Below are 22,023 nucleotides of genomic sequence, written 5' to 3'. Positions count from 1 at the left end.
TTCAGGACCTTTTTCATTGCTGTTAACGAAGATTAAAGTGCTTCTGAGTAAAGCTCGTAAACTTCTTTTGCGGTCGGTTGATGCGGGTTACACCCTAAACATGGATCAGCCAGTGCTTTATCAATCCAATGAGGAATGTCGCTCTCTTTGATGCCCAATTCAGAGAAACCACTTGGAATACCCACTTGTGTTGAAAGTGAGCGAATCGCTTTGATGGCTTGGAGTGCGCCCTCTTTATCACTTAATGTGGCGACATCTTCACCTAATACTGCCGCAACCGTGCGAAAACGTTCAGGAACAAACTTGGCGTTATAGGCGCTGACAACAGGAAGTAGAATCGCATTACATACACCGTGAGGTAGGTTGTGCGTTGCTCCTGGTTGGTGAGCCATTGCATGTACTAAACCTAGACCAGCACTGTTAAATGCCATACCAGCCAGATATTCGGCGCAGGCTAATCCTTGGCGTGCTTCAATATTTTGTCCATCAGCAACTGCAGTAGGGAGCCAGTGATGGATCAACCGGATCGCTTCTAGTGCGGTTGGGTCGGTTAAGGCATGATGTCCAGCAGAAACATACGCTTCGATGGCGTGAGTCAATGCATCCATGCCAGTTGCAGCAGTCACTGAGGCTGGCAGACCAACCATCACCGTCGGATCATTGACGGCGATATCTGGGATCTGTTTGTCATCAATGATCACCATTTTCTTTTCTGCCTGCTCGTCAGTAATCACTGAGTTGGAGGTCATCTCAGCGGCCGTACCAGCTGTGGTATTAATGGCAATAAAGTAAGCGCCTTCGTTAGCGACTTTATTGACCCCTTCATAATCATTAATCCGACCTTTATTGGTCGCCATAATGCGAATCGCTTTAGCGCAGTCAATAGGGCTACCGCCACCAATAGCGATAAAAGCGTCACATTGCTCTTGTTGATACTGAGCTAGACCTTGATTAACCAAGGTGACAGTTGGGTTTGGTGTCACTTTGTCAAACAAGGAATAAGCAATGTGGTGCTTCTCTAAAGCCGCCAATACAGGAGCAACAATATTGAGCTCTACCAATGTATGGTCAGTAACAACTAAGGCTTTTTGCGTATTCTGAGTCGCCATCTGTTCAACGGCATCATGAATAGCACCAACACCCATCAGACAAAGTCTGGGCATTTTTAACGCAAAAGACATAAGAAACTCCTTTGTAATATCAAAATGAAAAATTTTGTGGTGGTTGGGAGTATCTCGACAGTAGGCTCTGTGGGCTAATAGGAACCTGTCGCACAGCTTATGGCGACTGACGGGGTATAACCTTAAAAAAAGCGCCACCCAGAGTAGGGATAGACGAAATTTATCAAGATTAGTGCCATAGAGTTCACAGATAGATAAGGAAAAAGGAGAGAGGCCTAGTTTCTTTGGCGGCGATAGCGGGGCAGCATACTTTCGTTACCTAAAATCCCACCTTGATGGATATAAAGTAATTGGCGATCTGTTTGAGTTGGCCACCACTCTAGTAATCGTTGCCACATCAGTGGGTCGTACAACAATTCAAATTCCACCTCAGTTTGGTCGCCGAGCTTTTGCCACAAATCGTATTGCTCTGGGTAAAGGTGGCCAAATTGATGCTTAGTGCCATTACTTAGGATGGTAGGGTGGGATTGCTCCCCTAAACTTAGCCATTGTTCTCGAAGGTAATCATCGCCACCGACACAAGCACAAGTGACGACTTCAATATGGTGCTGCTTTAATGCTTGATGAAGATATAAAGCGGTTGTCCCCGTCCCAGAAGGTAACGCCACCACCCAGTTGGCTGAGGGTTGATTCGCCATCCACGCTAAGATCTCTTGTGCTAGTTGGTTAACCCCACTTTGTGCGATGGGAGAGCGGCCGCCTTCTGGCACAAACAATTGATTAGGAAGCCATTGTTGCTGGGTTAGATAATCTGCAACGCTGCAGCCATAGGTTGGGCGAGTAGCAATGATATTCGCGCCAAGTGCCAGTGCTGCACGATAGTTGCCGATCGGATTTTGGCTCAACCAAGAGGGAATATGATCCACATAAAAATCGAGCTTCCAACCTCGCAAGTTAGCCAAAGCTGCCATTGAATACAGAGAGTTCGCTTGGGGAGAGCCGTGACCCACTAAGGTATCAATATCTGCATTGGCGAGAGACAAAAGACTCATGAATTTACGGGCCTTATTTCCAGAAAACTGCGGATGCAATAAGTCGTCGCGTTTGAGATAAAAGTCGATTTGTTCAAACTGATGGCAGGTAATTGGACTGTGCTGAAGTTTCATGATCATTAGGCGCTACGGTAAGTGCGTTGATTATATCGGATTTCGCGGGGAAATGTCCTGAGGATAGGCAAGTTGATTGAGAGGCTAGCAATCGAGACTGATCGATAGTTACCAAACAAACGTAAGACAAAAAAATACCCAGAACAAAACGAACTGGGCACATACAAACGTAGGAGTTAATAGGAAAAACAGTAACATAGAGTTAACTGTTACGATGAAAAAACACTTCAGCGTTTCGCCGAAAGCTTCTTAACCACATAAATAGAGACTGCAGGTTTTGCGAAGAGTTCAGATTTTTTGCTAAAAGATTTGCGAAGAGTAAAACGTACCACCACGCAGAGTTTGACCAAAGTCTTAGGTTAATCATTTGTTAATAAATGGCCGAGGGCTATAGTTTTTAACAGAGAGGTGAAGAAAGGGACTGATAGCTTAAAGCGTTGCCACGATTTAAAACGGTTAGCTGGTCAAGTGAGACTGAGTTTCCCAACCACAGTTTTCCAACCATAATAAGGAGCGCCCTATGAGTACATTTCGTCAGAAATGGGTAAGTGATCCTGCACTAAAATGGTTTCGCCGCGTTCTACCGCCACTGTCAGCCACTGAAAAAGAGGCGATGGAAGCGGGCAGCGTATGGTGGGAAGGCGAACTTTTTTCCGGTCGACCTAACTTTTCACATCTTTTGGAATACACCAAGCCTCAATTAAGCGATGAAGAGCAAGCGTTTATCGATAACGAGCTGGAAATATTGCTCTCGCAACTCGACGACTACCACATCATGCACCGAGAGAAGGATCTTCCCGAGTCGATTTGGAATTTCCTGCGTGAACAACGGTTTTTCTCGTTAATCATCGAAAAAGAGTACGGCGGTAGAGCGTTTTCTGCTTATGCCAATTCAACCATAGTGACCAAAATTGCTACGCGTAGTATCAGTGCCGCGGTGACGGTTATGGTGCCCAACTCTTTGGGGCCGGGCGAACTGCTCACTCAATATGGGACAAAAGAACAGAAAGAGTATTGGTTACCTCGTTTGGCTGATGGACGAGACATTCCGTGCTTTGCCTTAACGGGTCCTGAAGCAGGATCCGATGCAGGAAGTATTCCTGATAAAGGCATCGTTTGTCGGGGCGAGTACCAAGGTAAAGAAGTGCTTGGTATACGCCTGACTTGGAACAAGCGCTATATCACCTTAGCTCCCGTGGCGACCGTACTGGGGTTAGCGTTCAAATTGTATGATCCCGATGGATTAATTGGTGAAAAATCAGAATTAGGCATCACTTGCGCTTTGATCCCGACATCGCATCCCGGAGTTGAGATTGGTGAGAGGCACGACCCAATGGGATTGGCCTTTATGAATGGACCTACCCGAGGTAAAGATGTTTTTATCCCCATCGAGTGGATCATCGGGGGACAGGAGTATGCAGGAAAAGGGTGGCGAATGCTGGTGGAGTGCCTATCTGCTGGGCGAGGTATTTCTTTACCTGCATTAGGCGCGGCTATCGGCCATCTGGCCTCACGGACGACTGGCGCTTACGCCTACGTGAGAAAGCAGTTTGGTGTCTCGATAGGGCGTTTTGAAGGGGTGGGCGAAGCCCTTGGACGCATTGGTGGTTTGACCTATTTACTGGAAGCCACCCGAACTTTGACCACTACCGCGTTAGACAGTGACGAAAAGCCTGGTGTGGTGACCGCCATTGCGAAATATCACATGACCGAAATGGGGCGAACCATTTTGGCGGATGCCATGGACATTCATGCGGGGCGGGCGATTCAAGGTGGGCCAATGAATTATTTATCGACCCATTATTTAGGGATACCGATTGCAATTACCGTCGAAGGAGCCAACATCCTGACACGTAACCTAATGATTTTTGGTCAAGGAGCAACACGTTGCCATCCCTTTGTCCTTAAAGAGATGGCTGCGGCCGCAGACCCAGAAACAGAGCGTGGCGCAAAGGCGTTTGATCGCTGGTTGTTTCAGCATATAGGCCACACCGCAGGGAATATGGGGCGCGCATTGGGGTTGGCATTGACCGGATCTCGTTGGGTCAAGGTACCAAGTCAGGGGACAATAACTCGAGAGTTTCAACATCTCTCCCGTTTATGCGCAGGACTTGCAGTGACTGCGGATATGGCGATGCTGACGTTAGGCGGAGCGTTGAAACGTAAAGAGCTTATCTCGGCGCGCCTAGGTGATGCTTTAGCTTATTTATACATGGCCAGTGCTGCTTTAAAACGGTTTGCTGATGAAGGCGAACAAGTGGTCGACAGACCCTATCTCGATTATGCGCTAGCGCATTGCTATTGGCGCGCAGCTAATGCAATGAAAGAAGCCCTAATTAACTTCCCTAATGGTTTTATTGGCTCGATATTGCGCGGCATAATTTTCCCACTAGGGCAAAATTATGCGCCACCGAAAGATGCGATAGCGTTAGAGATTGCTCAACTGATGATGATACCGGGCGAGCAACGTGATCGAATGACCCACCTCTGTTTCGTTGGCAAAGATAAGGATGATGCTATTGCGCTCATGGATAACGCTTTTGTCGCCTTGTATGAGGTTAAAGACATTGAAAAGCGGTTGCAGCAGGCAATCGTCGCGAAAAAAGTAGACAGCAAATTGCCTCTCGAAGAGAAATTAAATGCGGCAGAAAAGGTGGGGGTGATGAGCGCGAATGAGAGACGCATGGTGCTTCGGGCAGAACAATTGCGTTATCGTGCGATTCAAGTAGATCATTTTTCACATGATCTCTCTGAAGTTTTGACCAATAAGGGACAAGCCCCTACACTTTAATCCGCTGATTAAGTGGTTCAAACTGACCTCGAGAGCTTCTCAAAATAGAAGCTCTTGCTATTTCTTGCGTGAATTTTAAGCGAGAGTGCTCCAACCACTTGGGATTTATTCCTATTTTTGCAGAAATAGGATGCGAAGGGGCGACGAACCTTTTATCCTATCGAAGATTTTTGAAGGAAGTTGAATATGATCATCAAACCTAAAATTCGCGGATTTATCTGTACAACAACGCACCCAGTGGGTTGTGAAGCTAACGTAAAAGAACAAATTGAATACACTAAAGCTAATGGCCCAATTAAAAACGCACCTAAACGCGTTCTTGTGATTGGTTCATCTAGTGGCTACGGCCTGTCTTCTCGCATTGCAGCTGCTTTCGGCGGTGGTGCAGCGACTATCGGTGTTTTCTTTGAAAAACCTGGTACAGACAAAAAACCAGGTACTGCGGGCTACTACAACTCAGCTGCGTTCGATAAGTTCGCTAAAGCTGAAGGCCTATACTCAAAAAGCCTAAATGGCGATGCTTTCTCTAACGAAGCAAAAGAAAAAACCATTGAGCTTATCAAACAAGACCTAGGTCAAATTGATATGGTGGTTTACTCACTAGCGTCTCCAGTTCGTAAATTGCCTGAAACAGGTGAGTTGATTCGTTCATCTCTAAAACCTATCGGTCAAACTTACACTTCAACTGCGGTTGACACTAACCGTGACGTTATCATTGAAGCCAGTGTTGAACCTGCAACTGAACAAGAGATCGAAGACACCATCACTGTTATGGGTGGTCAAGATTGGGAATTGTGGATCAACGCGCTTGATGAAGCTGGTGTACTGGCTGAAGGTTGTAAAACCGTTGCTTACAGCTACATCGGTACTGAGCTGACTTGGCCAATCTACTGGGACGGTGCTCTAGGCCGTGCGAAGATGGACCTAGACCGCGCAGCATCTGAACTGAACTCGAAACTGTCTGCTAAAGGCGGCAGTGCAAACGTTGCTGTTCTTAAGTCTGTTGTGACTCAAGCAAGTTCTGCTATTCCTGTTATGCCTCTTTATATCGCAATGGTCTTCAAGAAAATGCGTGAAGAAGGTGTACACGAAGGTTGTATGGAACAGATCTTCCGTATGTTCAGTCAACGTCTTTACAAAGAAGATGGTTCAGCTCCAGAAGTGGACGACAAAAACCGTCTACGTCTAGACGACTTAGAGCTACGTGATGACATCCAACAACACTGCCAAAATCTATGGCCACAAATCACGACTGAAAACCTTAAAGAACTGACTGACTACGTTCAGTACAAAGAAGAGTTCTTGAAACTGTTCGGTTTTGGTATCGAAGGCATTGATTACGAAGCTGATGTAAACCCAGAAGTAGAATTCGATCTGATCAATTTCTAATTGGGTCTACCGTCCTTAAATGGACAGCAGATAGACAAAAGGCGCTCAATGAGCGCCTTTTTTAATGTCTTGGTGTCGGCTAAGAAAAACAAACACGAAGAAGATGCAGCGTGTATCACGCGGCATCGGATCTAGTTGAGCAAAATCAGCACAGTACCGGCGAGAGTCATCAAGATGTTGGCAATCGCATAAGTGCCAGCATAACCCAAAGCTGGAATTGTGGATTTTGCGTATTCATTAACGATGTCCATTGCTGGGCCACAAGTACGGGCACCGATGATCGCACCAAACAGCAGGGCATGGTTCATCTTCAGAATATAAGCACCCACGAGATAGGCAAAAAACACTGGCACAACACTCACTAAGAAAGCAAGAGCAAAGACCTTCAAGCCAATATCAGATAAGTGCTCAAACATCTGGCCACCTGCGCTTAAGCCGATTCCCACCATAAAGAACATCAAACCTAGGTCTTTAACCATGTTCAATGCCCCCTGCGGTACGTAACCAAAGGTTGGGTGGTTGGCGCGCAAAAAGCCTAGCGTGATACCAGATAACAGTAAGCCTACCGCATTACCCAAACTAAATGAGACTTGACCGAAGGTCATGGTGATCAAACCAAACAAAATCCCCAGGATAAAGAAGCCACAGAAGGCGAGTAAGTCGGCCATTTGGCTGTGAATCGAGATAAAACCGATTTTGTCGGCTAGCCCTTGCACACGGCTCTTTTCACCACTGACTTGCAATACATCGCCTTTAGCCAGCACGATGTCGGAGTCCATTGGCATTTCGATTTGAGCACGTACCACACGGTTTAAGAAACAGCCGTATTCAGATAGGTTCAACTCGGATAGACGTTTCCCTGCAATCGCATCGCTTTTTACCACGATCTCCTCTTCAGAGATGCGTAAGTCAAGCAAGTTGCGGTCAAATACCTCTTTACCGTTACGAAAGCTTGGGTCAAGACGCGCATGGCTGTCAGGGAAGCCAACGAGAGCAATTTCATCGCCTTCTTGCAAAATTGCATCCCCATCGGGATGGGCAAGGATACCGTTACGACGAATACGTTCAATGTAACAACCGGTTTGGCGATAGATACCCAATTCGCGAAGGTTACGACCATCAACCCAATTGGTGAGCTCAGGGCCGACACGGTAAGCACGGATAATCGGCAGATACACTTTACGCTGACTATTGCCACCTAGACCACGTTCTCTGGCGATTTGTTGCGCTGAATCGGACAGGTTTTGTTTTTGCAGTTTTGGCATAAGCTTAGCGAACATAATCATGCTGATTAAGCCCACTAAGTAAGCCATCGCATAACCTACCGAGACACTATCTAGGATAAGCGACAGGTCTTTATTGTGTGGTATTTCCGCCAATCCAGAGTTGATCGCATCTTGAGCGCCTACCAATACCGGCGTTGAGGTTAATGCCCCAGCCATCATACCAGCGGAAAGACCAAAATCGAGGTCGAGATAATAGCTACCGAAATAGGTGATCCACGTTGCGGTGATGAGCACCGTCAAACTAAGAATCAGATAATGTTTGCCATCGCGGAAAAAAATGCCAAAAAAATTGGGCCCCGCTTCAATACCTACACAGTAGATAAACAGCATGAACCCAATTGTGAGTGATTCTGAACTGAAAGAAAAACCAAGGTGCCCCATAACGAGTGAGGTGACCAATACACCAATGGAGTTTCCGAATTGAAAACTACCTATCCTGATTTTACCAATGGTAAGCCCAATGGCTAAAACGACGAAAATAAGGAGGATGGGATTTTGTTTTAGCAAGAGTACGACGTCTATATTCACTGTCTAGGCTCAAAGAAGGTATGGCGAAAAGAATTAACGTGCACAATTTTATCTGAATATGAGAAAAAGATAAGTTAAATTTTTCACTTTTATGCAGATTTTAGAGAGGTCAAACCATCGCGGTGTAAAGCTTTTGCAATATCCGTCTGAATGCCTTTCTCTAGAAAATAAAAAACCCGCTATTTTTAGCGGGTTTTTCAATCTGTTACGACTAGTCAAACAGACCCAAATGCTCTTTTGCGTAAGCTTCGAAGTCAGTACAACCGCCGATAGGCTTTTGATCGATAAAGATTTGTGGAACAGTTTCAACTGGTTTACCCACGCTTTTTGATAGATCTTCTTTGGTGATGCCTTCCGCTTGAATATCAACATAGCGGTAGTTGAAGTCTTCAAGTTTTGCTTTCAGAGTTTCTGCGTGCTCTTTTGCACGAACACAGTAAGGACAACCTGGACGACCAAAAATAACTACAAACATGACTCTCTCCTTAATTGTTTTCGATGCCAATATGCCTGATAAGATATAGGAAATAAAGTAGCAATTACCATTCAATTCAATAGATAAAACCTATTGTTCACTTCTTGGGCTATTCTCGGCGCATTCATATTCAACCTGATCAATGAAATGAGTATAGTTGAAATCCCCCGTTTCGGCTCTAAAGCATGCAGGTTAGCCGCCGTTTAAGGTCAATGGACACAAAGCTATCATAACGATATTTACGTGATTGTGAGCATATTTTAACCATTGGATTTTTTCAGCAACGGTTCACTTTGCACTGCATCACCAAATTCGAAAAGTAGATGAGCCATTCTATATATCTAAGTAACCTCAAGATGCGGTTTCAGTGAATACAACTCGCCCTTTGCTGGTTGATGAAGCTCTGAATTCTGCATCTTGAGGTCATTTGGGTATAAACAATAACATCTTAAAAAGGGCTTAATCATGTTTGAATTTATGACCCCCACAAAGATCATTTTTGGTGCCGGTTCATTGCAACACTCGTTACCACTTATTCGGCAAATAGGTTACAGCATTTTGCTGGTATCGGGGCGCAATCAGCAGAGAGCCCATCCGATTGTCGCCGATTTCCAACAACATCATAAACGTTATCAACACGTTGCCGTATCGAGCGAGCCCAATATCACCATGATTGAAGAGGCCGCTAATTTGGCGCGACGCTTTAAACCGGATGCCGTGGTGGCTATCGGAGGCGGAAGTGTTTTAGATACCGGTAAAGCGCTGGCGGCCATTATCCCTAATCAAGGTTCTTTGTACGATTATGTCGAAGTGATTGGTCGCAATGTACCGCTCAAAGCGAAACCGCTGCCGTTTATCGCAATCCCCACCACGGCAAGCACTGGATCGGAAGTCACCAAGAACGCCGTGCTTCGCTCGGGGCAAGACAAAATAAAAGTCAGTTTGCGCAGCCCTGATATGATGGCGGATGTCGCGATCATCGATCCGACTTTAACTTATGGTACCGATCTTTACCTTTCCGGACGGGGAGCAATGGATGCCTTTACCCATTTGATGGAAGCCTATGTGTGTGGCGTTCCCAATCTGCTCACCGATATGGTGTGTGAGGAGGGGCTGAGTCGAATAACGCATTCGATCATTGATGGATGTGTGGAAGATAAGCCTCAAGCTCGGCGTGATCTCTCTTTTGCAGCGATGTTGGGTGGTCTAGCACTGAATAACGCAAAACTCGGTGCAGCGCATGGTCTTGCTTCCGCGTTGGGTGGAAAACTGGCTGCTCCCCACAGCGTGATTACGGCGCGTCTCGCACCTTATGTCATGCATGAAAACATAGAGCTGGCACGTACTTATCAAAAGGATGAGATTTTGCAACGCTATCATCGTATTGCTCAAATTCTCACCGATAGGCGTAATGTCAATTTGGAAGATGGGGTTTTGTGGGTCAATATGATCTTAGAACGTTTACAACTGCCTACGTTAGATCATTTTGGCGTATGCCAAACCTCGTTTGAAGAAGTGGTGCGAGATGCGCTGCAATCAAATTCGATTAAAGGAAATCCGTTACCTTTAACGGAAGAACGTTTGATGGGGATTCTCAATCAGGTGTGTCAATGCCGTGAATGCGCAGAACATGATGGCGAGCAAGTGAATGAAGGCAATGCGGTTGAACTGATCCGACAAACGGAAGGGCAGAGAAGTGGGGCAAGACAATCGTTAGAAAAAGAATGAGCGTCGAAAGACGCTCATTGGGGATTAGGATAAATTGGAATATTTGTCGTAGCGCGAGTCTTTCAGTGCTTCTTTCACTCGTTTGAGGTTTTCACGAAAACCTGAACCGCGACGCAAGGTAAATCCTGTCGCCAACACATCAATGACTGTCATTTGAACGACGCGACTCGCCATTGGCATATAAACGTCGGTATCTTCTGGGACATCAAGACAAATAGACAATGAGCTGGCCTTATCGAGTGGCGAATCTTTTGCGGTAATCGCAATGACCGTAGCACCGTTTTCTCTGGCTAGATGGGCAATTTCCACTTGGCTTTTCGTCCGGCCAGTATGAGAAATCAGCACGATCACATCGTTATCCGTACAGTTAATGCAGCTCATACGCTGCATGACAATATCTTCAAAGCAAGTGATTGGAATATTGAAACGGATGAATTTATTTTGAGCATCACGTGCAACAGCAGATGAAGCACCCAAGCCAAAGAAAGAGATGCGTTTCGCTTGAGTCAATAGGTCGACAGCACGGTTGATCTGTACTGGGTCAATACTGTTTTTTGCCACGTCCAAACACGCCATTGTCGATTCAAAAATCTTATGAGTGTACGCATCTGGGCCATCGTCTTCTTCGACGTTGCGGTTGACGTAAGGGGTGCCATTGGCCAAACTTTGCGCTAAGTGCAGTTTGAAGTCTGGAAAGCCTTTTGTGTCTAAACGACGACAAAAACGGTTAACGGTTGGCTCGCTGACGTCGGCCATTTTCGCTAAAGTGGCAATACTTGAGTGGATGGCAGTTTGCGGGGAGGCCATAATGACTTCCGCTACCTTACGCTCAGACTTGCTAAAATTTTCCAGATTTTTTTGGATTTTTTCTATTGTATTCATAGTATTCACGCAGGCATAAGGAATGATTCGTTGGTATGCCATAAAGCTGTTTTAAATTCTGAGAACATTGCCACATCACATAGGCACATCGACCCAACCCCAGTGACTCGAGTATAAACCTAAGCCAGGTCAATTCATAAATGAAACGATGTATCAAATGGTGATTCTATGACAAGCCTCAAACAAAATTTCATTAAAACTACACATACACCAACTAGTTGCGCTGCTTTTACCTTAATTCAGCCTGTTGATGATAGGTAAATTACAAAGATAAGAAATAAATTTTCACTCTTGTGTAACTTTGGGCGCAGGAACTGGGACGATAGAGTACGCGATGTTCTCTATGTTTGTCATCAATTGGGGTGCTAATCTAGCAATTTCTCGCTGCTCTTGCAAAATTCCCTGCAAAATGGTGTTTGTGGTAAGCGGATTGGCCAGTACAACACGAAAAACGATGGTTTTAAGATGTCGCCAACGCGCTGGGGTTAACTGAGTCCGGGAAACAAATGAGCGTCCTGTTTCTCGCTGATGCTTTTGAATGAATTTGGTTAACTCGTTAATGGCATTATTTAGTGCGAGTTGCTGTTCTGGTGTGGCTAGCTCTAGCGCCTTTAACGCAACGGCAGGAATATAACGATAGGTGAGCAGACACAATTCAGGCTCTGAGACCAGTTCGAAATCATCCGTTGCATTGATAAGGTCTGCGAAATAACGCGCTTTAGCGATGCTTTGATCGATTAACATGCCGTAGCCAGCGCGGCTAATAATGTGCAGACTAGAATAAACCAGCATTGCCATGCCGGAGCGGGAGCCTTCTAGGGTGTGGCTGCCTAAATCCTTTGACCCTTGACGCAAAATGTATTGTGCGTGATGTTCGATTGACTGCATCGCACTTGGGTCTTTGAACAGCACCATGCCAGCGCCCATAGGGATATAAAGTTGCTTATGTGCATCAATGGTGACTGAGTCAGCCAGTTCAATCCCGTCCAATAAATAACGGTGTTGCTGCGACATTAATGTCGCGCCGCCCCAAGCTGCATCAACGTGAAAATGGCAATGATGATGACGACAAATTGTCGCCATCGCTTTTAATGGATCGATATTTCCAGTCTCTGTCGTCCCCGCGACGCCAACTACAGCGAACGGTAAAATACGCTGAGCTTTGAGATCCTTGAGTGTCTTTTCGAGCGCTTGTGGCTCGATGCGGTTATGTTCATCGGTAGCGACACTGACTAAACCATCTTGGCCAATACCCAACACGTCAGCGGCTTTTTTCAAAGAGTAATGCCCTCGCTCTGACACAACGATAGCAAGTCCTTCATAGCCATAATATTTTAGCGCTTTGAATAACCCTTCTTTTTCTACGCCACCAAAATCGGCGGTTGCTCTGAGGGCGTTATTACGTGCAACCCAAAGCGCTGTAATGTTGGCAATCGTGCCACCAGAACAAAATGCGCCAAGGGAGTGTGCAGCGCTGTGCATCCAGCGAGCATAAAAAGCATCCTCCTCACCGTAGATAAGGTGATGAATCATGCCGAGTACTTGACGTTCTAACGGGGTAAAGGCTTTTGAAGTCTCAATTTTTACCAAGTTTTGGTTGAGAGCAATCATGATTTTGGAAAGCGGCATTAAGAAGTACGGCAGTGCTGAAGTCATATGCCCGACAAAACTGGGGGCGGAGGTGTGCACTGAATGAGCAACTAACGTATCAAGTAAATGTTCGGTGTGCTCTGAGACAAATTGTGCCTGCTCAGGAATATGCGCGCTGGCAAAATCCTTCTCGATGTCGATTAATGGTTTTTCTTCGGCAACGATGTGCTCACCTAGAAACAGATTTAGGTTACGCGAAAGCTCGGCTTCAATACGCGTTAAGGTGGAGTCGGGGCCTTCTGGTATGGTGAAAATGCGCAGGAGATTTTCAAAAGTCACATCCGCTGTTTTGTTTTTTGCCGTCATCCTAATTTACCTAATTCATCTTTACTAAAGAGCAATAGCTTCATGCTAGTTCACTGGCAAGTTGGTGCGTTAATGCCTGAGAGAAAAACTCAACCAGTGATGGTTATTGATTAATGTCGATAGGCCCAAACCTACTCGGCGCTGCTCACCATACGCGCTTAGCGCATGGAAAACTAGCGGCGTTATCGTGCAAATGAAATGAAACACAACATCAATATCGGCACCAATATGCTAAGGACAAAACCGCTGACGATAGCCACTGGAACGCAACGAACACCTCCAGTACTTTGGATCAAAGGAAGCGTAAAGTCCATCGCCGTTGCACCTGCATAACCTATTGTCGTACAAGGTTTGCGACTGATCAGCATAGGTATCATGATCAGCGCGCCTAACTCACGCAACAGTTCTATCAAAAAAGAGCTACCGCCAAATACAGGTCCATAAGCTTCACTGATCAAAATACCGGACAAAGAGTACCAGCCAAATCCTGATGCCATTGCGAGAGCTTGAGACAGTGGCATATCCAATACCCAAGCGGAAATGATGCCGCCTAACCAGCAAGTTAACCACATCAGTAAAGAGATGATCATCCCATGTTTGTTGAGGATAATTTCACGTAATGAAAGACCACTGGTCCTAAGCTGTATCCCAATAAACAACAAGAGTAGCGACAATGTGTGTTCACTTGCTTTGGATACCCAACTGAAATCAAAAGGCAATAGTAATCCAATCACGAGACCTGTTGCGACAATCATGATCAATTTGACTGATTGAAATGCCATCTGGCCAAGCGCTAACTGTGCTTTACCCGAGCGGATGGCCAATGGTGAGTACTTATCTAACCAAGGAAGCACCGCTAGATTGCATAAAGTCATCGAGACAAAAAACACAGCGGTGTAGCGAAGTATTATTTGCAAGTTGGCGGAAAGATTATCGAGATGAGAGAGACTGAGTCCCATCAAAAACAGAATCAAGTGGATGAGAAAAGCAGTGGCTTGGTTTATTTTACCAAGCCACATTGATTCTTTTATAACAATGAGATAGCCGATGAACAGTGGTCCCATGACCAACAACATGCTTGATATCATGAACGGCTCAATATCAAATAATTAGAAGCCACTGCGAGTAATAACGGAGCGTAATTTCTCGTTAAATTCAGTGTCAGAAAGGTTACTTAGCTGGTACAGCACATCTGCGCCGGCTGCGTTGATCTCCACTTCATGATCTTCGATAGCATCATCTTGCTTGCGGAACATCAATAGGTGGCTCGCAATGCGGGCAATATCCAAATAACGCACTTCATGGATATGATCACGCATCTCTTCGTTACAGGACACTTCTTGGAAATCCGTATCAAATCCCCAATGTTTCAATACCAATTTACTGGTGCTGGAACAGCGAGATTGGAAGATTTGCATTGCAATATCTTCATCCAGATAGTTACCGTTTTCCAAATAGAGGTGATATTCGTTAACGAGACAAAATAGACCAATGTCCGCCAGTAGACCGACTAAGAGCGATTTCTCTTCTTCAAGATAACCATACTCTTCAGGTTCAACTTGTTTGAACGTCTCGGTGACAAGCACCATGGTTGCCCCAAGTTCACGGGAAGTATGAGCACTGTTCGCTAGAATTTTATTACATTCAGGGCTTAAGTTGATGGCGTGTTTTAACTGTTCGATAGCTTGCGCTGTGACGATGTCACGCACTCGCAATATACCCAAACGCGAAACAGCAGTAATTAAATCATTACAGGTGATGTTACGGCGGTTGAACACCACAGAGTTAGCTACGCGGATCACAATTGCCGCTAAGCTCGGATCGTCAGTCAAGCAGTCTGCAATATCTGAAATAGTTGTCGAGTCTTGCATACAGAGTTGCTGGACGCGAATAACGACCGTTGGAATCGGTGGTAAAGAGATTTTACCTGTGCTTATCGATAGCTCGACGAGTTGTGCAAACTCACTTTCCAAGCCATGGATCAATTTGTGCCGATTATCTGGAAGCCAATAAAAGGATAAATGATTCATAAAAACGTCAACTCTGCCATACCGGCGGCTATTCTACCTAGGGAATTACAACAACTGCAACACATTATAATTTTCTCTTCAAATAAATTCATTTTTCTCCGAGCAGTTCGACATTTAGTCCGCTTTTTATGTTTGATCTCATCAACAAGAGGTATCTGACGAGATCTGCATCGCATAAAACAGCGATGCATAAGTGATAAGAGTATAAATAATGGGCATACTCCGCTTCATGAATGAGTGACTGAGTCTTTATTCATTAAATCGATGTAATGATGCAATAAATCTAGTACCTAATGAACCCACTTAACAACGTCAGAACTAGTGAAGGACACCATTATGAAAAGACAATTATTTTATAAAGTTGCGACGCAATGTGGCTCATTGCAGACGCGCTCCATGTTTGGCGGAACTGGCATATTTCAAAACAATGTTATGTATGCACTGATTCGGGAACAATCTATTTATCTAAGAAGTCACCCTCTCGTTGAACCCAAATTGGCTGAACTGGCCTGCGAAAAATTTAAGCACATCAAGAAGTCCTCCGTCGCCACTGTTAACTACTATGATATTACCGAGTTAGTAGAAGAGCAGAGTGATTTGGCCGTTGAGTTAGTCAAATTGGCAATTGAAGGCGCGAAACAAGATGATGAAGCGAAGCGCTGCAAAAGTAAGCGACGCTTACGTGATTTGCCTAACATGCAGCTCACCACTGAACGCATGATGAAAAAAGCGGGTATTGAAAACGTGGATACCTTTTTGGAAAAAGGAGCGTCCTATGCGTTTGCGCGAATTTGTGAAATTTACGGACGCGATATCGATATGCGCTTACTTTGGAAATTAGCGGGAGCCGTAGACGGAATCCATTGGGAACTGATTCAAGAACCGAAAAGGCAGCAGCTGTTACAAGAGTGCCGACATTTTGGATTTGTGGCTCTGCAGTAAGATAGCACTTGGTTAACTGAGCATAGCGTTTACTTCGCTTGGTGCTGAGTGACCAGTAAAACAGAATTAATTAAAGCCGACCGGTGGTGAAAATGTGTCCTTCATGCCGGTCGACTTTTTATTCACAGTCTGGGTAACAAATGTTTGATTAGTATTTGAAACGCGCTGTGAAAAGAATTTGGTCGTCGTAAGCGTCGTTAAAGCGAGCTTCAGCACCAAGAGAGAATAGCTCTGTTGAGTGGAAACGAGCGTACACAGAACCGATCCAGTCATCACGGTCGTCGATAGAGACGTAACCTGCTTTACCACCCACTTCAAGTTGTGGACCTAACCATTGACGAACACCTAAGTTCAGTTCCATGCCAGCATCTGCGTTGCCATCGTGCTTCTTATCTTGAGCGCGAAGTAACATTTCACCTGTTAAGTCAGACCAGTTATTAATTGGCGCATGAAAACCAAGACCTGTCGCAGCATCAAAGTCGCCATCAAATTCTGAGTCAACACGGCCAACAAAGTGTGCATTAGGGTGAATCGACATACTGAATCCCGCACCATAAGTCACAGGGCTAACACCGATGCGCGCTTCGATATAGTCGTAACTAAAGTTACTCATAACGGAAGGACTATCTTGGTCTGTTTCAGCGAGAGCATGGCTTGAAGCGAGAAGCAGCGCTGCTGCAATCATTGTTTTACGCATAGTCACGATAAACCTATATTCTGTCATTAATTCCATTCATTCACTGTGATGCAGTGAAATCCAAAACGATGGTCACGTTTAGCCAGTATCATAAAGCATTGATTCCGATAGACCATCAAAAAAATGTCGATTTTGCTTGAATGCTTAATTCTCTAGCAAGTTGAATGCCATAATTAGCCATGCTCTCACAGATACAGCGGCTAAACTGTGATGTAGATAAGATGACCAAAGTTGGCTTTTAGAATGGGTTCAATTGATGAAGAAAAGCTTTGTTTGATGATGGATTTAGGCGCTGAATCTCTGTTAAGAAAAATTAATTGTCGTTTAGAGTCGTAAATTGGCATTTTCTTAATATAAACTGAGACATAGCGGGTTACACTGCGCAGTGAAATTGTCGTAGAGCGAGATAAACTGCCCAATGCAGACGCTTAGCGAGGGGATCACAAATGAGAAAAATTCCATAGGATAAAGGCATTATGAACAATTTAAAAAAAGCGGGCGCAATAGGTGGCGCGATTGTTATCGTCGCATGCTGGCCGCTAGCAGTGGGGCAGATTGGGCAACGTATTTTAACCGAAGGTGCACAGAATGCAGGAAATGACCGCGTTGCTGTTTCCTTGGTTAAATACGATCGCGGCTACCTCTCTTCAGAAGTACAAACCAAAATTACTTTGCTTGATCCTCGCTTAAAACAGCAGTTTATCGCCGATGGCTTACCTACCGAATTTGTCCTTAATAGCCATGTTTCCCATGGTGTGGTTAGCCTCTCGTCTCAAACAACATTGGCGGATTATCGCGATTTTCCAATGACACTACAGACCACCACTCAGTTGAATGGCAACACAGATTTCAACTTGGTATTAAACGCTTGGAATTACCATCGCGACGGTAAAGAGCCATTTACCGTGTCACTTTCACCCTCCTATCTAAAAGGTATGGTAACCAAATTGGGTGAAGTGAAATTTGAATCCAAAATTCCATCGTTAGCAATCGACTTTGATAATCAAGCGAAAATTGTATTAACCGACATGACGACCAAAGGTGAAGGCAAACAAACCAATGGTTTCTGGATTGGTGATCAAGTGCTTACTATTGGTAAACTGACTGGGCAAGGTAATCTTCCTGAAGAACCTGCTAAGGCTGGTGAGGAAAAAACGGCTCCTGTTGCTTTGGAACTTAATGGATTTAATTACCACTTTACGTCCAAGCTTGATGAGCAGCAGACACGCTTTAGCAGTCAACACGTCTTTACCCTAGTTGCGTTAGACAGCAAAACCGTTCACGCTAAGCAGATGGAGTTGGATTTCGCCCTCAATGGTGTGGATAGTAATGCGTTCAAGCAGCTTTCTAACCTGTATCAAAACAATCCAAGCCTTTCAAATGAGGAGATCGGCAAAGCTTTGCCTTATGTCGATACACTATTTAGTCAAGGTTTTGACGTTAGTCTAGGTAAGATGGACGCCACCATTGGCGAAGGCCGTTTTACTTCACAAGTATCCTTGTCCGTGCCAAAAGGAACAGAGCATGTTTCGCAAAACCCAGCCGCGGTGGTAACAGCACTTACTGGTCATATTGGCACCACAGCCTCAACCGCTTTATTGGAACAATTCCCAGAAATGCACAAATGGGCCGATGAGTTGGTTGTGATGGAAATGGCAACGCAAAATGATAAAGGCTACGCACTAAAAGCTGAAATTAAAGATGGCAGCGTGGTATTTGATAACGGCGAAAAAATTCCGCTTATCTCGCTCGTAATGATGGGAATGCGCGGTTACTAAGCCTAAACAGAACCTGATAGATAAAGAAAAGGGCTCGAGAGAGCCCTTTTTTATAACCATTTTTACGGTTGCACTGAAGTCATTTAGTGATGAATGACTTAGTTATGCTCAAATGCCAAAACGCGTTTCTCGATGTAACGAAAGAGCAAAGTCAGTGAGCCATTTACGCACAGGTAGAATAAGCCTGCTAAACCAAATACCGCTAACGTATCATAGGTTTGCGCATTGATACGCTGAGCATAACCCATGATGTCCATGATCGTGATGGTGCTTGCTAGTGATGTTCCTTTGAACACCAAAATCACTTCATTGGAGTACGCAGGTACGGCGCGGCGTAGTGCATAAGGTAAGATCACCCGTAACGTTTGGCGATCGTTCATACCCAGAGCTCGGCACGCTTGCCATTGACCATTTGGAATAGCATTGACAGCGCCAACGAAGAGTTGCGTGCTGTAGGCTGAGGTATTGAAAGCCAGTGCTAACATGGCACAAAACCATGGTTGGCTAAACCAATCCCATAAAAACGATGCTCTAAACCATTCAAACTGACCCGGGCCGTAGTAAATCAGAAAGATCTGTACTAACAGTGGTGTGCCAGTAAACAGCGTAATAAACCCTTGTGCGATCCAATTTAGCGGACACCATTGGCGAACCACGACGACAGTGAGAGCAAGGGCCAGCATGCCACCGATAATCAGAGCAACTAACGTAAGTTCAATACTGGTACCGAGACCGTCGATCAGTTGCCAGACATGTTGGGAATTCATTGTCTATTCCTATTCCATGTAAACAGTGTTGCGAATTAACGCGAACCTGTCTCTTTTAATTGAACACGTGCATTGACTCTTTTAATCACTTGTTGAGTTATTAAAGTGATCACGAGATAGATCATCGCGGCCATCGCATACCAAGCAAAAGTTTGGTGCGTTGTAGCAGAAGCCAATTGAGCTTGACGAAAGAGGTCGGTTACCCCAATCAAGGAAACTAACGCAGTATCCTTGAGTAGCACTAGCCATTGGTTACTTAAACCAGGAAGTGCATGGCGAATCGCTTGGGGGAGAGTGATGCGTACAAATGTGTGCAGTTTGGGTAAACCCAAAGCGCGAGCGGCCTCAATTTGACCACGCGGGACTGCTTTGATGGCACCACGCAAAGTTTGCGAAGCGTAAGAAGCAAAAATCAGCGATAACGCCACTACACCAGCCAAAAACGGACTGATTTCAATAAAATCGCCAGTGATGTAGAACAAAATCTGCGCTGAACCAAAGAAGATGAACAGGACAACCAATAACTCTGGTAAACCACGAACGATCGTCACAAACCCACTGGTTAGCCAACGCAGTGGAGTCAGTTTAGACATTTCGCCTGCAGCAAATATCACTGCTAAAACTAGCCCAACCATCAGGCTAGAAAAAGCAAGCTGGACAGTCATCCAGCTTGCAGAGATCAACGCTTGGGAGTATCCCGATAAGATCATAAATTACTTACCAAAGTACTTATTGTAGATAACTTGATATTGGCCGTTTGCTTTGATGGCATTGAGTGCGCCGTTAAGCTGTTTTAGTAGTGCATCGTTGTTTTTGTTCACCGCGATACCAAAACCATTCCCGAAGTATTTGGCATTGGTCACTGGTTTGCCAACATAAGCTAAGTTTTGGTTGTCTTTAAACCATTCAGCCACCACAGCAGTGTCACCAAATACCGCATCGATACGACCGTTTTGCATGTCAGTAAAGGCGTTTTGGTAGCTAGAGTAAGGAACTGCAGTAACACCTGGCATTTGTTCAATCAAGTAAGATTGATGAGTTGAACCGTTTTGTACGCCAACACGTTTGCCTTTTAGATCAGCTTGAGTCGCTACGTGACCTTTCGTGGTAACAAAAGCCGCCGCGTTATCGTAGTAAGCTTGAGTGAAGCTCACTTGTTCTAAACGAGCTTCAGTGATGTCCATTGCTGAAATCGCTGCATCGTAACGTTTGAATTTTAGTGCAGGGATTAAACTGTCAAACGCTTGGTTAGCAAAGGTGCAGTCAGCTTTAAGCTCTGCACAAAGTGCGTTTGCAACATCAATGTCAAAGCCTTGAATTTGGTTGTTTGCGTCAACAAACTCAAAAGGAGCATAAGTGGCTTCAGTCGCGAACTTAATAGTTTGCGCGGCAGAAACTTGAGTTGATGCAAGGGCAATAAGGCTAGCGAAAAGTACTTTTTTCATGTTTAACTCCATGACAACAATGAACATTTCCCTATCTGGGGAAACGAAGAATAAATTAGTGTGTTAAGTATTGAGCAAATTGTTTTGTTTGTGGGTGCTCAAATACCGATTTATCGCCGAATTCAACCACTTTGCCTTGTTCTAGGTAAAGAACATGACTTGCGATTTTCTTGGCAAAATCCACTTCGTGGGTAACGATGACTTGCGTGATGCCCGTTTCACTGAGCTGCTTGATAATATTCACCACTTGCGAGGTGATTTCTGGATCAAGTGCTGCTGTTGGCTCATCAAACAGTAATACATCCGGCTTCATCATTAGCGCTCTGGCAATCGCGACACGCTGCTGCTGGCCGCCAGAAAGCTGAAGTGGCCATGCGTTGGCTTTATCGGCTAATTGCAACTGTTTGAGAATGGTCAACGCTTGTTCTTTCGCTTGGGCTTTGGTGATTCCCATTACTTTGACCGGGGCTTCGATCAGGTTGTCCAATACCGTCATATGTGGCCATAAGTGGTATTGTTGAAACACCATGCCCACGTGTTTGCGTAGTGTTTGACCAACACTATCGGAAATCGGCTGACCGAAATCAAAAGATTGTCCGGCAATGGTCAATGTTCCTGAAGACGCAGTCTCAAGTAAGTTGAGTACGCGGATCAAAGAGCTTTTACCTGCGCCGCTTGGGCCAAGCAGGACCAAAGTATCACCTTTGTCGCATCCAAAGCTCACATCGGTTAAAACCTGATGCTCCCCATAGGATTTATTGATGTGATTCGCTTTAATTCCCATATTTTCGATATGTAGTGCGTTTGAAAAGGCGCATAGTACTCCATCGGAATATTTATGCAATATCGTCGGAATAATATATTGCAAAATGGGATATGAGCACGAATTTAGATTCATATGCTGAGAACGAGTGCAAATTCGACGCTAATCAGTTAGGTTATGCAATGTTGGCACATCATTATGCTAGGTGCGAATAACACAGCCTAAAATGTGAAATATCCGACGTATCGGTTTTTGGCTAAGCCCTTTTGTTAACCCCTA

General features: G+C 45.0%; 18 protein-coding genes. 5 read left to right on the top strand and 13 right to left on the bottom strand.

Annotated elements, in window-relative coordinates; all coding sequences use genetic code 11:
• Positions 1-32: 32 nt before the first annotated feature.
• Positions 33-1,181, bottom strand: a complete 1,149-nt coding sequence (gene fucO / locus OCV11_RS11045) for a lactaldehyde reductase (RefSeq protein ID WP_261892904.1) — start codon at positions 1,179-1,181, stop codon at positions 33-35.
• 215 nt (positions 1,182-1,396) lie between these two features.
• The gene (locus OCV11_RS11040) at positions 1,397-2,287 is read right to left on the bottom strand and encodes a pyridoxal-phosphate dependent enzyme (RefSeq protein ID WP_261896286.1); all 891 of its coding nucleotides are present in this window, start codon (positions 2,285-2,287) and stop codon (positions 1,397-1,399) included.
• A 520-nt stretch (positions 2,288-2,807) separates the two neighbouring features.
• Between OCV11_RS11040 and OCV11_RS11035 the strand changes: the two genes are divergently transcribed.
• A complete protein-coding gene (locus tag OCV11_RS11035) occupies positions 2,808-5,078 on the top strand; it encodes an acyl-CoA dehydrogenase (RefSeq protein ID WP_261892903.1) in 2,271 nt (756 codons plus the stop codon).
• Positions 5,079-5,264: 186 nt separating this feature from the next.
• Positions 5,265-6,467 (top strand): enoyl-ACP reductase FabV, encoded by a 1,203-nt coding sequence (gene fabV / locus OCV11_RS11030; protein WP_261892902.1) that lies wholly within the window; start codon positions 5,265-5,267, stop codon positions 6,465-6,467.
• 131 nt (positions 6,468-6,598) lie between these two features.
• Here the strand turns inward: fabV and OCV11_RS11025 are convergent, their stop codons facing one another.
• Both OCV11_RS11025 and OCV11_RS11020 read right to left on the bottom strand, forming a co-directional pair.
• Positions 6,599-8,281, bottom strand: a complete 1,683-nt coding sequence (locus OCV11_RS11025) for an aspartate:alanine antiporter (RefSeq protein WP_261892901.1) — start codon at positions 8,279-8,281, stop codon at positions 6,599-6,601.
• Positions 8,282-8,492: 211 nt separating this feature from the next.
• Complete coding sequence (locus tag OCV11_RS11020) at positions 8,493-8,756, bottom strand: GrxA family glutaredoxin (protein ID WP_261892900.1); 264 nt, start codon at positions 8,754-8,756, stop codon at positions 8,493-8,495.
• A gap of 465 nt (positions 8,757-9,221) precedes the next feature.
• Between OCV11_RS11020 and OCV11_RS11015 the strand changes: the two genes are divergently transcribed.
• The gene (locus tag OCV11_RS11015; protein WP_261892899.1) at positions 9,222-10,484 is read left to right on the top strand and encodes an iron-containing alcohol dehydrogenase; all 1,263 of its coding nucleotides are present in this window, start codon (positions 9,222-9,224) and stop codon (positions 10,482-10,484) included.
• Positions 10,485-10,508: 24 nt separating this feature from the next.
• Here the strand turns inward: OCV11_RS11015 and OCV11_RS11010 are convergent, their stop codons facing one another.
• From OCV11_RS11010 to OCV11_RS10995, 4 genes are all read right to left on the bottom strand, one after another.
• Positions 10,509-11,366, bottom strand: a complete 858-nt coding sequence (locus tag OCV11_RS11010) for a MurR/RpiR family transcriptional regulator (protein ID WP_261892898.1) — start codon at positions 11,364-11,366, stop codon at positions 10,509-10,511.
• A gap of 285 nt (positions 11,367-11,651) precedes the next feature.
• Positions 11,652-13,322, bottom strand: a complete 1,671-nt coding sequence (gene panP, locus OCV11_RS11005; RefSeq protein ID WP_261892897.1) for a pyridoxal-dependent aspartate 1-decarboxylase PanP — start codon at positions 13,320-13,322, stop codon at positions 11,652-11,654.
• A gap of 182 nt (positions 13,323-13,504) precedes the next feature.
• Positions 13,505-14,410 (bottom strand): lysine exporter LysO family protein, encoded by a 906-nt coding sequence (locus tag OCV11_RS11000; protein WP_261892896.1) that lies wholly within the window; start codon positions 14,408-14,410, stop codon positions 13,505-13,507.
• Between the two features lie 21 nt (positions 14,411-14,431).
• Positions 14,432-15,352, bottom strand: a complete 921-nt coding sequence (locus OCV11_RS10995) for an HDOD domain-containing protein (RefSeq protein ID WP_261892895.1) — start codon at positions 15,350-15,352, stop codon at positions 14,432-14,434.
• A gap of 336 nt (positions 15,353-15,688) precedes the next feature.
• On the opposite strand from OCV11_RS10995, the gene OCV11_RS10990 reads away from it, so the two are divergent.
• The gene (locus OCV11_RS10990) at positions 15,689-16,294 is read left to right on the top strand and encodes a TfoX/Sxy family DNA transformation protein (RefSeq protein WP_261892894.1); all 606 of its coding nucleotides are present in this window, start codon (positions 15,689-15,691) and stop codon (positions 16,292-16,294) included.
• A gap of 148 nt (positions 16,295-16,442) precedes the next feature.
• On the opposite strand, the gene OCV11_RS10985 is transcribed toward OCV11_RS10990, so the two are convergent.
• Positions 16,443-16,991 (bottom strand): hypothetical protein, encoded by a 549-nt coding sequence (locus OCV11_RS10985; protein ID WP_261896285.1) that lies wholly within the window; start codon positions 16,989-16,991, stop codon positions 16,443-16,445.
• Positions 16,992-17,467: 476 nt separating this feature from the next.
• Between OCV11_RS10985 and OCV11_RS10980 the strand changes: the two genes are divergently transcribed.
• Positions 17,468-18,769, top strand: a complete 1,302-nt coding sequence (locus tag OCV11_RS10980; protein WP_261892893.1) for a YdgA family protein — start codon at positions 17,468-17,470, stop codon at positions 18,767-18,769.
• A 98-nt stretch (positions 18,770-18,867) separates the two neighbouring features.
• On the opposite strand, the gene artM is transcribed toward OCV11_RS10980, so the two are convergent.
• The 4 genes from artM to artP are packed head-to-tail and all read right to left on the bottom strand — an operon-like array spanning position 18,868 to position 21,765.
• The gene (artM, locus tag OCV11_RS10975) at positions 18,868-19,536 is read right to left on the bottom strand and encodes an arginine ABC transporter permease ArtM (protein WP_261892892.1); all 669 of its coding nucleotides are present in this window, start codon (positions 19,534-19,536) and stop codon (positions 18,868-18,870) included.
• A gap of 35 nt (positions 19,537-19,571) precedes the next feature.
• Complete coding sequence (gene artQ, locus OCV11_RS10970; protein WP_261892891.1) at positions 19,572-20,246, bottom strand: arginine ABC transporter permease ArtQ; 675 nt, start codon at positions 20,244-20,246, stop codon at positions 19,572-19,574.
• Positions 20,247-20,249: 3 nt separating this feature from the next.
• Positions 20,250-20,981 carry an arginine ABC transporter substrate-binding protein gene (locus tag OCV11_RS10965; RefSeq protein WP_261892890.1) on the bottom strand — a complete coding sequence of 244 codons (732 nt, stop codon included), beginning with the start codon at positions 20,979-20,981 and terminating at the stop codon, positions 20,250-20,252.
• A gap of 55 nt (positions 20,982-21,036) precedes the next feature.
• Entirely contained in the window at positions 21,037-21,765 is a 729-nt protein-coding gene (gene artP, locus OCV11_RS10960; protein WP_261892889.1) for an arginine ABC transporter ATP-binding protein ArtP, read from the bottom strand.
• Positions 21,766-22,023 lie beyond the last annotated feature (258 nt).

The organism is Vibrio porteresiae DSM 19223 (assembly GCF_024347055.1).
In the GTDB taxonomy this organism is placed as follows: Bacteria; Pseudomonadota; Gammaproteobacteria; order Enterobacterales; family Vibrionaceae; genus Vibrio; species Vibrio porteresiae.
The sequence above is the reverse complement of the archived record's forward strand: the minus strand, read 5'-3'. Positions and strand labels throughout refer to the sequence as shown.

Bases quoted from the DNA above. Each gene is read 5' to 3' on its own strand.
- panP (WP_261892897.1), bottom strand. From the start codon at position 13,322: ATGACGGCAAAAAACAAAACAGCGGATGTGACTTTTGAAAATCTCCTG.
- OCV11_RS10990 (WP_261892894.1), top strand. From the start codon at position 15,689: ATGAAAAGACAATTATTTTATAAAGTTGCGACGCAATGTGGCTCATTG.
- OCV11_RS10980 (WP_261892893.1), top strand. From the start codon at position 17,468: ATGAACAATTTAAAAAAAGCGGGCGCAATAGGTGGCGCGATTGTTATC.
- OCV11_RS11015 (WP_261892899.1), top strand. From the start codon at position 9,222: ATGTTTGAATTTATGACCCCCACAAAGATCATTTTTGGTGCCGGTTCA.
- artQ (WP_261892891.1), bottom strand. From the start codon at position 20,246: ATGATCTTATCGGGATACTCCCAAGCGTTGATCTCTGCAAGCTGGATG.
- artP (WP_261892889.1), bottom strand. From the start codon at position 21,765: ATGGGAATTAAAGCGAATCACATCAATAAATCCTATGGGGAGCATCAG.
- fucO (WP_261892904.1), bottom strand. From the start codon at position 1,181: ATGTCTTTTGCGTTAAAAATGCCCAGACTTTGTCTGATGGGTGTTGGT.
- OCV11_RS11040 (WP_261896286.1), bottom strand. From the start codon at position 2,287: ATGAAACTTCAGCACAGTCCAATTACCTGCCATCAGTTTGAACAAATC.
- OCV11_RS11020 (WP_261892900.1), bottom strand. From the start codon at position 8,756: ATGTTTGTAGTTATTTTTGGTCGTCCAGGTTGTCCTTACTGTGTTCGT.
- fabV (WP_261892902.1), top strand. From the start codon at position 5,265: ATGATCATCAAACCTAAAATTCGCGGATTTATCTGTACAACAACGCAC.
- OCV11_RS11010 (WP_261892898.1), bottom strand. From the start codon at position 11,366: ATGAATACAATAGAAAAAATCCAAAAAAATCTGGAAAATTTTAGCAAG.
- OCV11_RS11035 (WP_261892903.1), top strand. From the start codon at position 2,808: ATGAGTACATTTCGTCAGAAATGGGTAAGTGATCCTGCACTAAAATGG.
- OCV11_RS10965 (WP_261892890.1), bottom strand. From the start codon at position 20,981: ATGAAAAAAGTACTTTTCGCTAGCCTTATTGCCCTTGCATCAACTCAA.
- artM (WP_261892892.1), bottom strand. From the start codon at position 19,536: ATGAATTCCCAACATGTCTGGCAACTGATCGACGGTCTCGGTACCAGT.
- OCV11_RS10985 (WP_261896285.1), bottom strand. From the start codon at position 16,991: ATGCGTAAAACAATGATTGCAGCAGCGCTGCTTCTCGCTTCAAGCCAT.
- OCV11_RS11000 (WP_261892896.1), bottom strand. From the start codon at position 14,410: ATGATATCAAGCATGTTGTTGGTCATGGGACCACTGTTCATCGGCTAT.
- OCV11_RS10995 (WP_261892895.1), bottom strand. From the start codon at position 15,352: ATGAATCATTTATCCTTTTATTGGCTTCCAGATAATCGGCACAAATTG.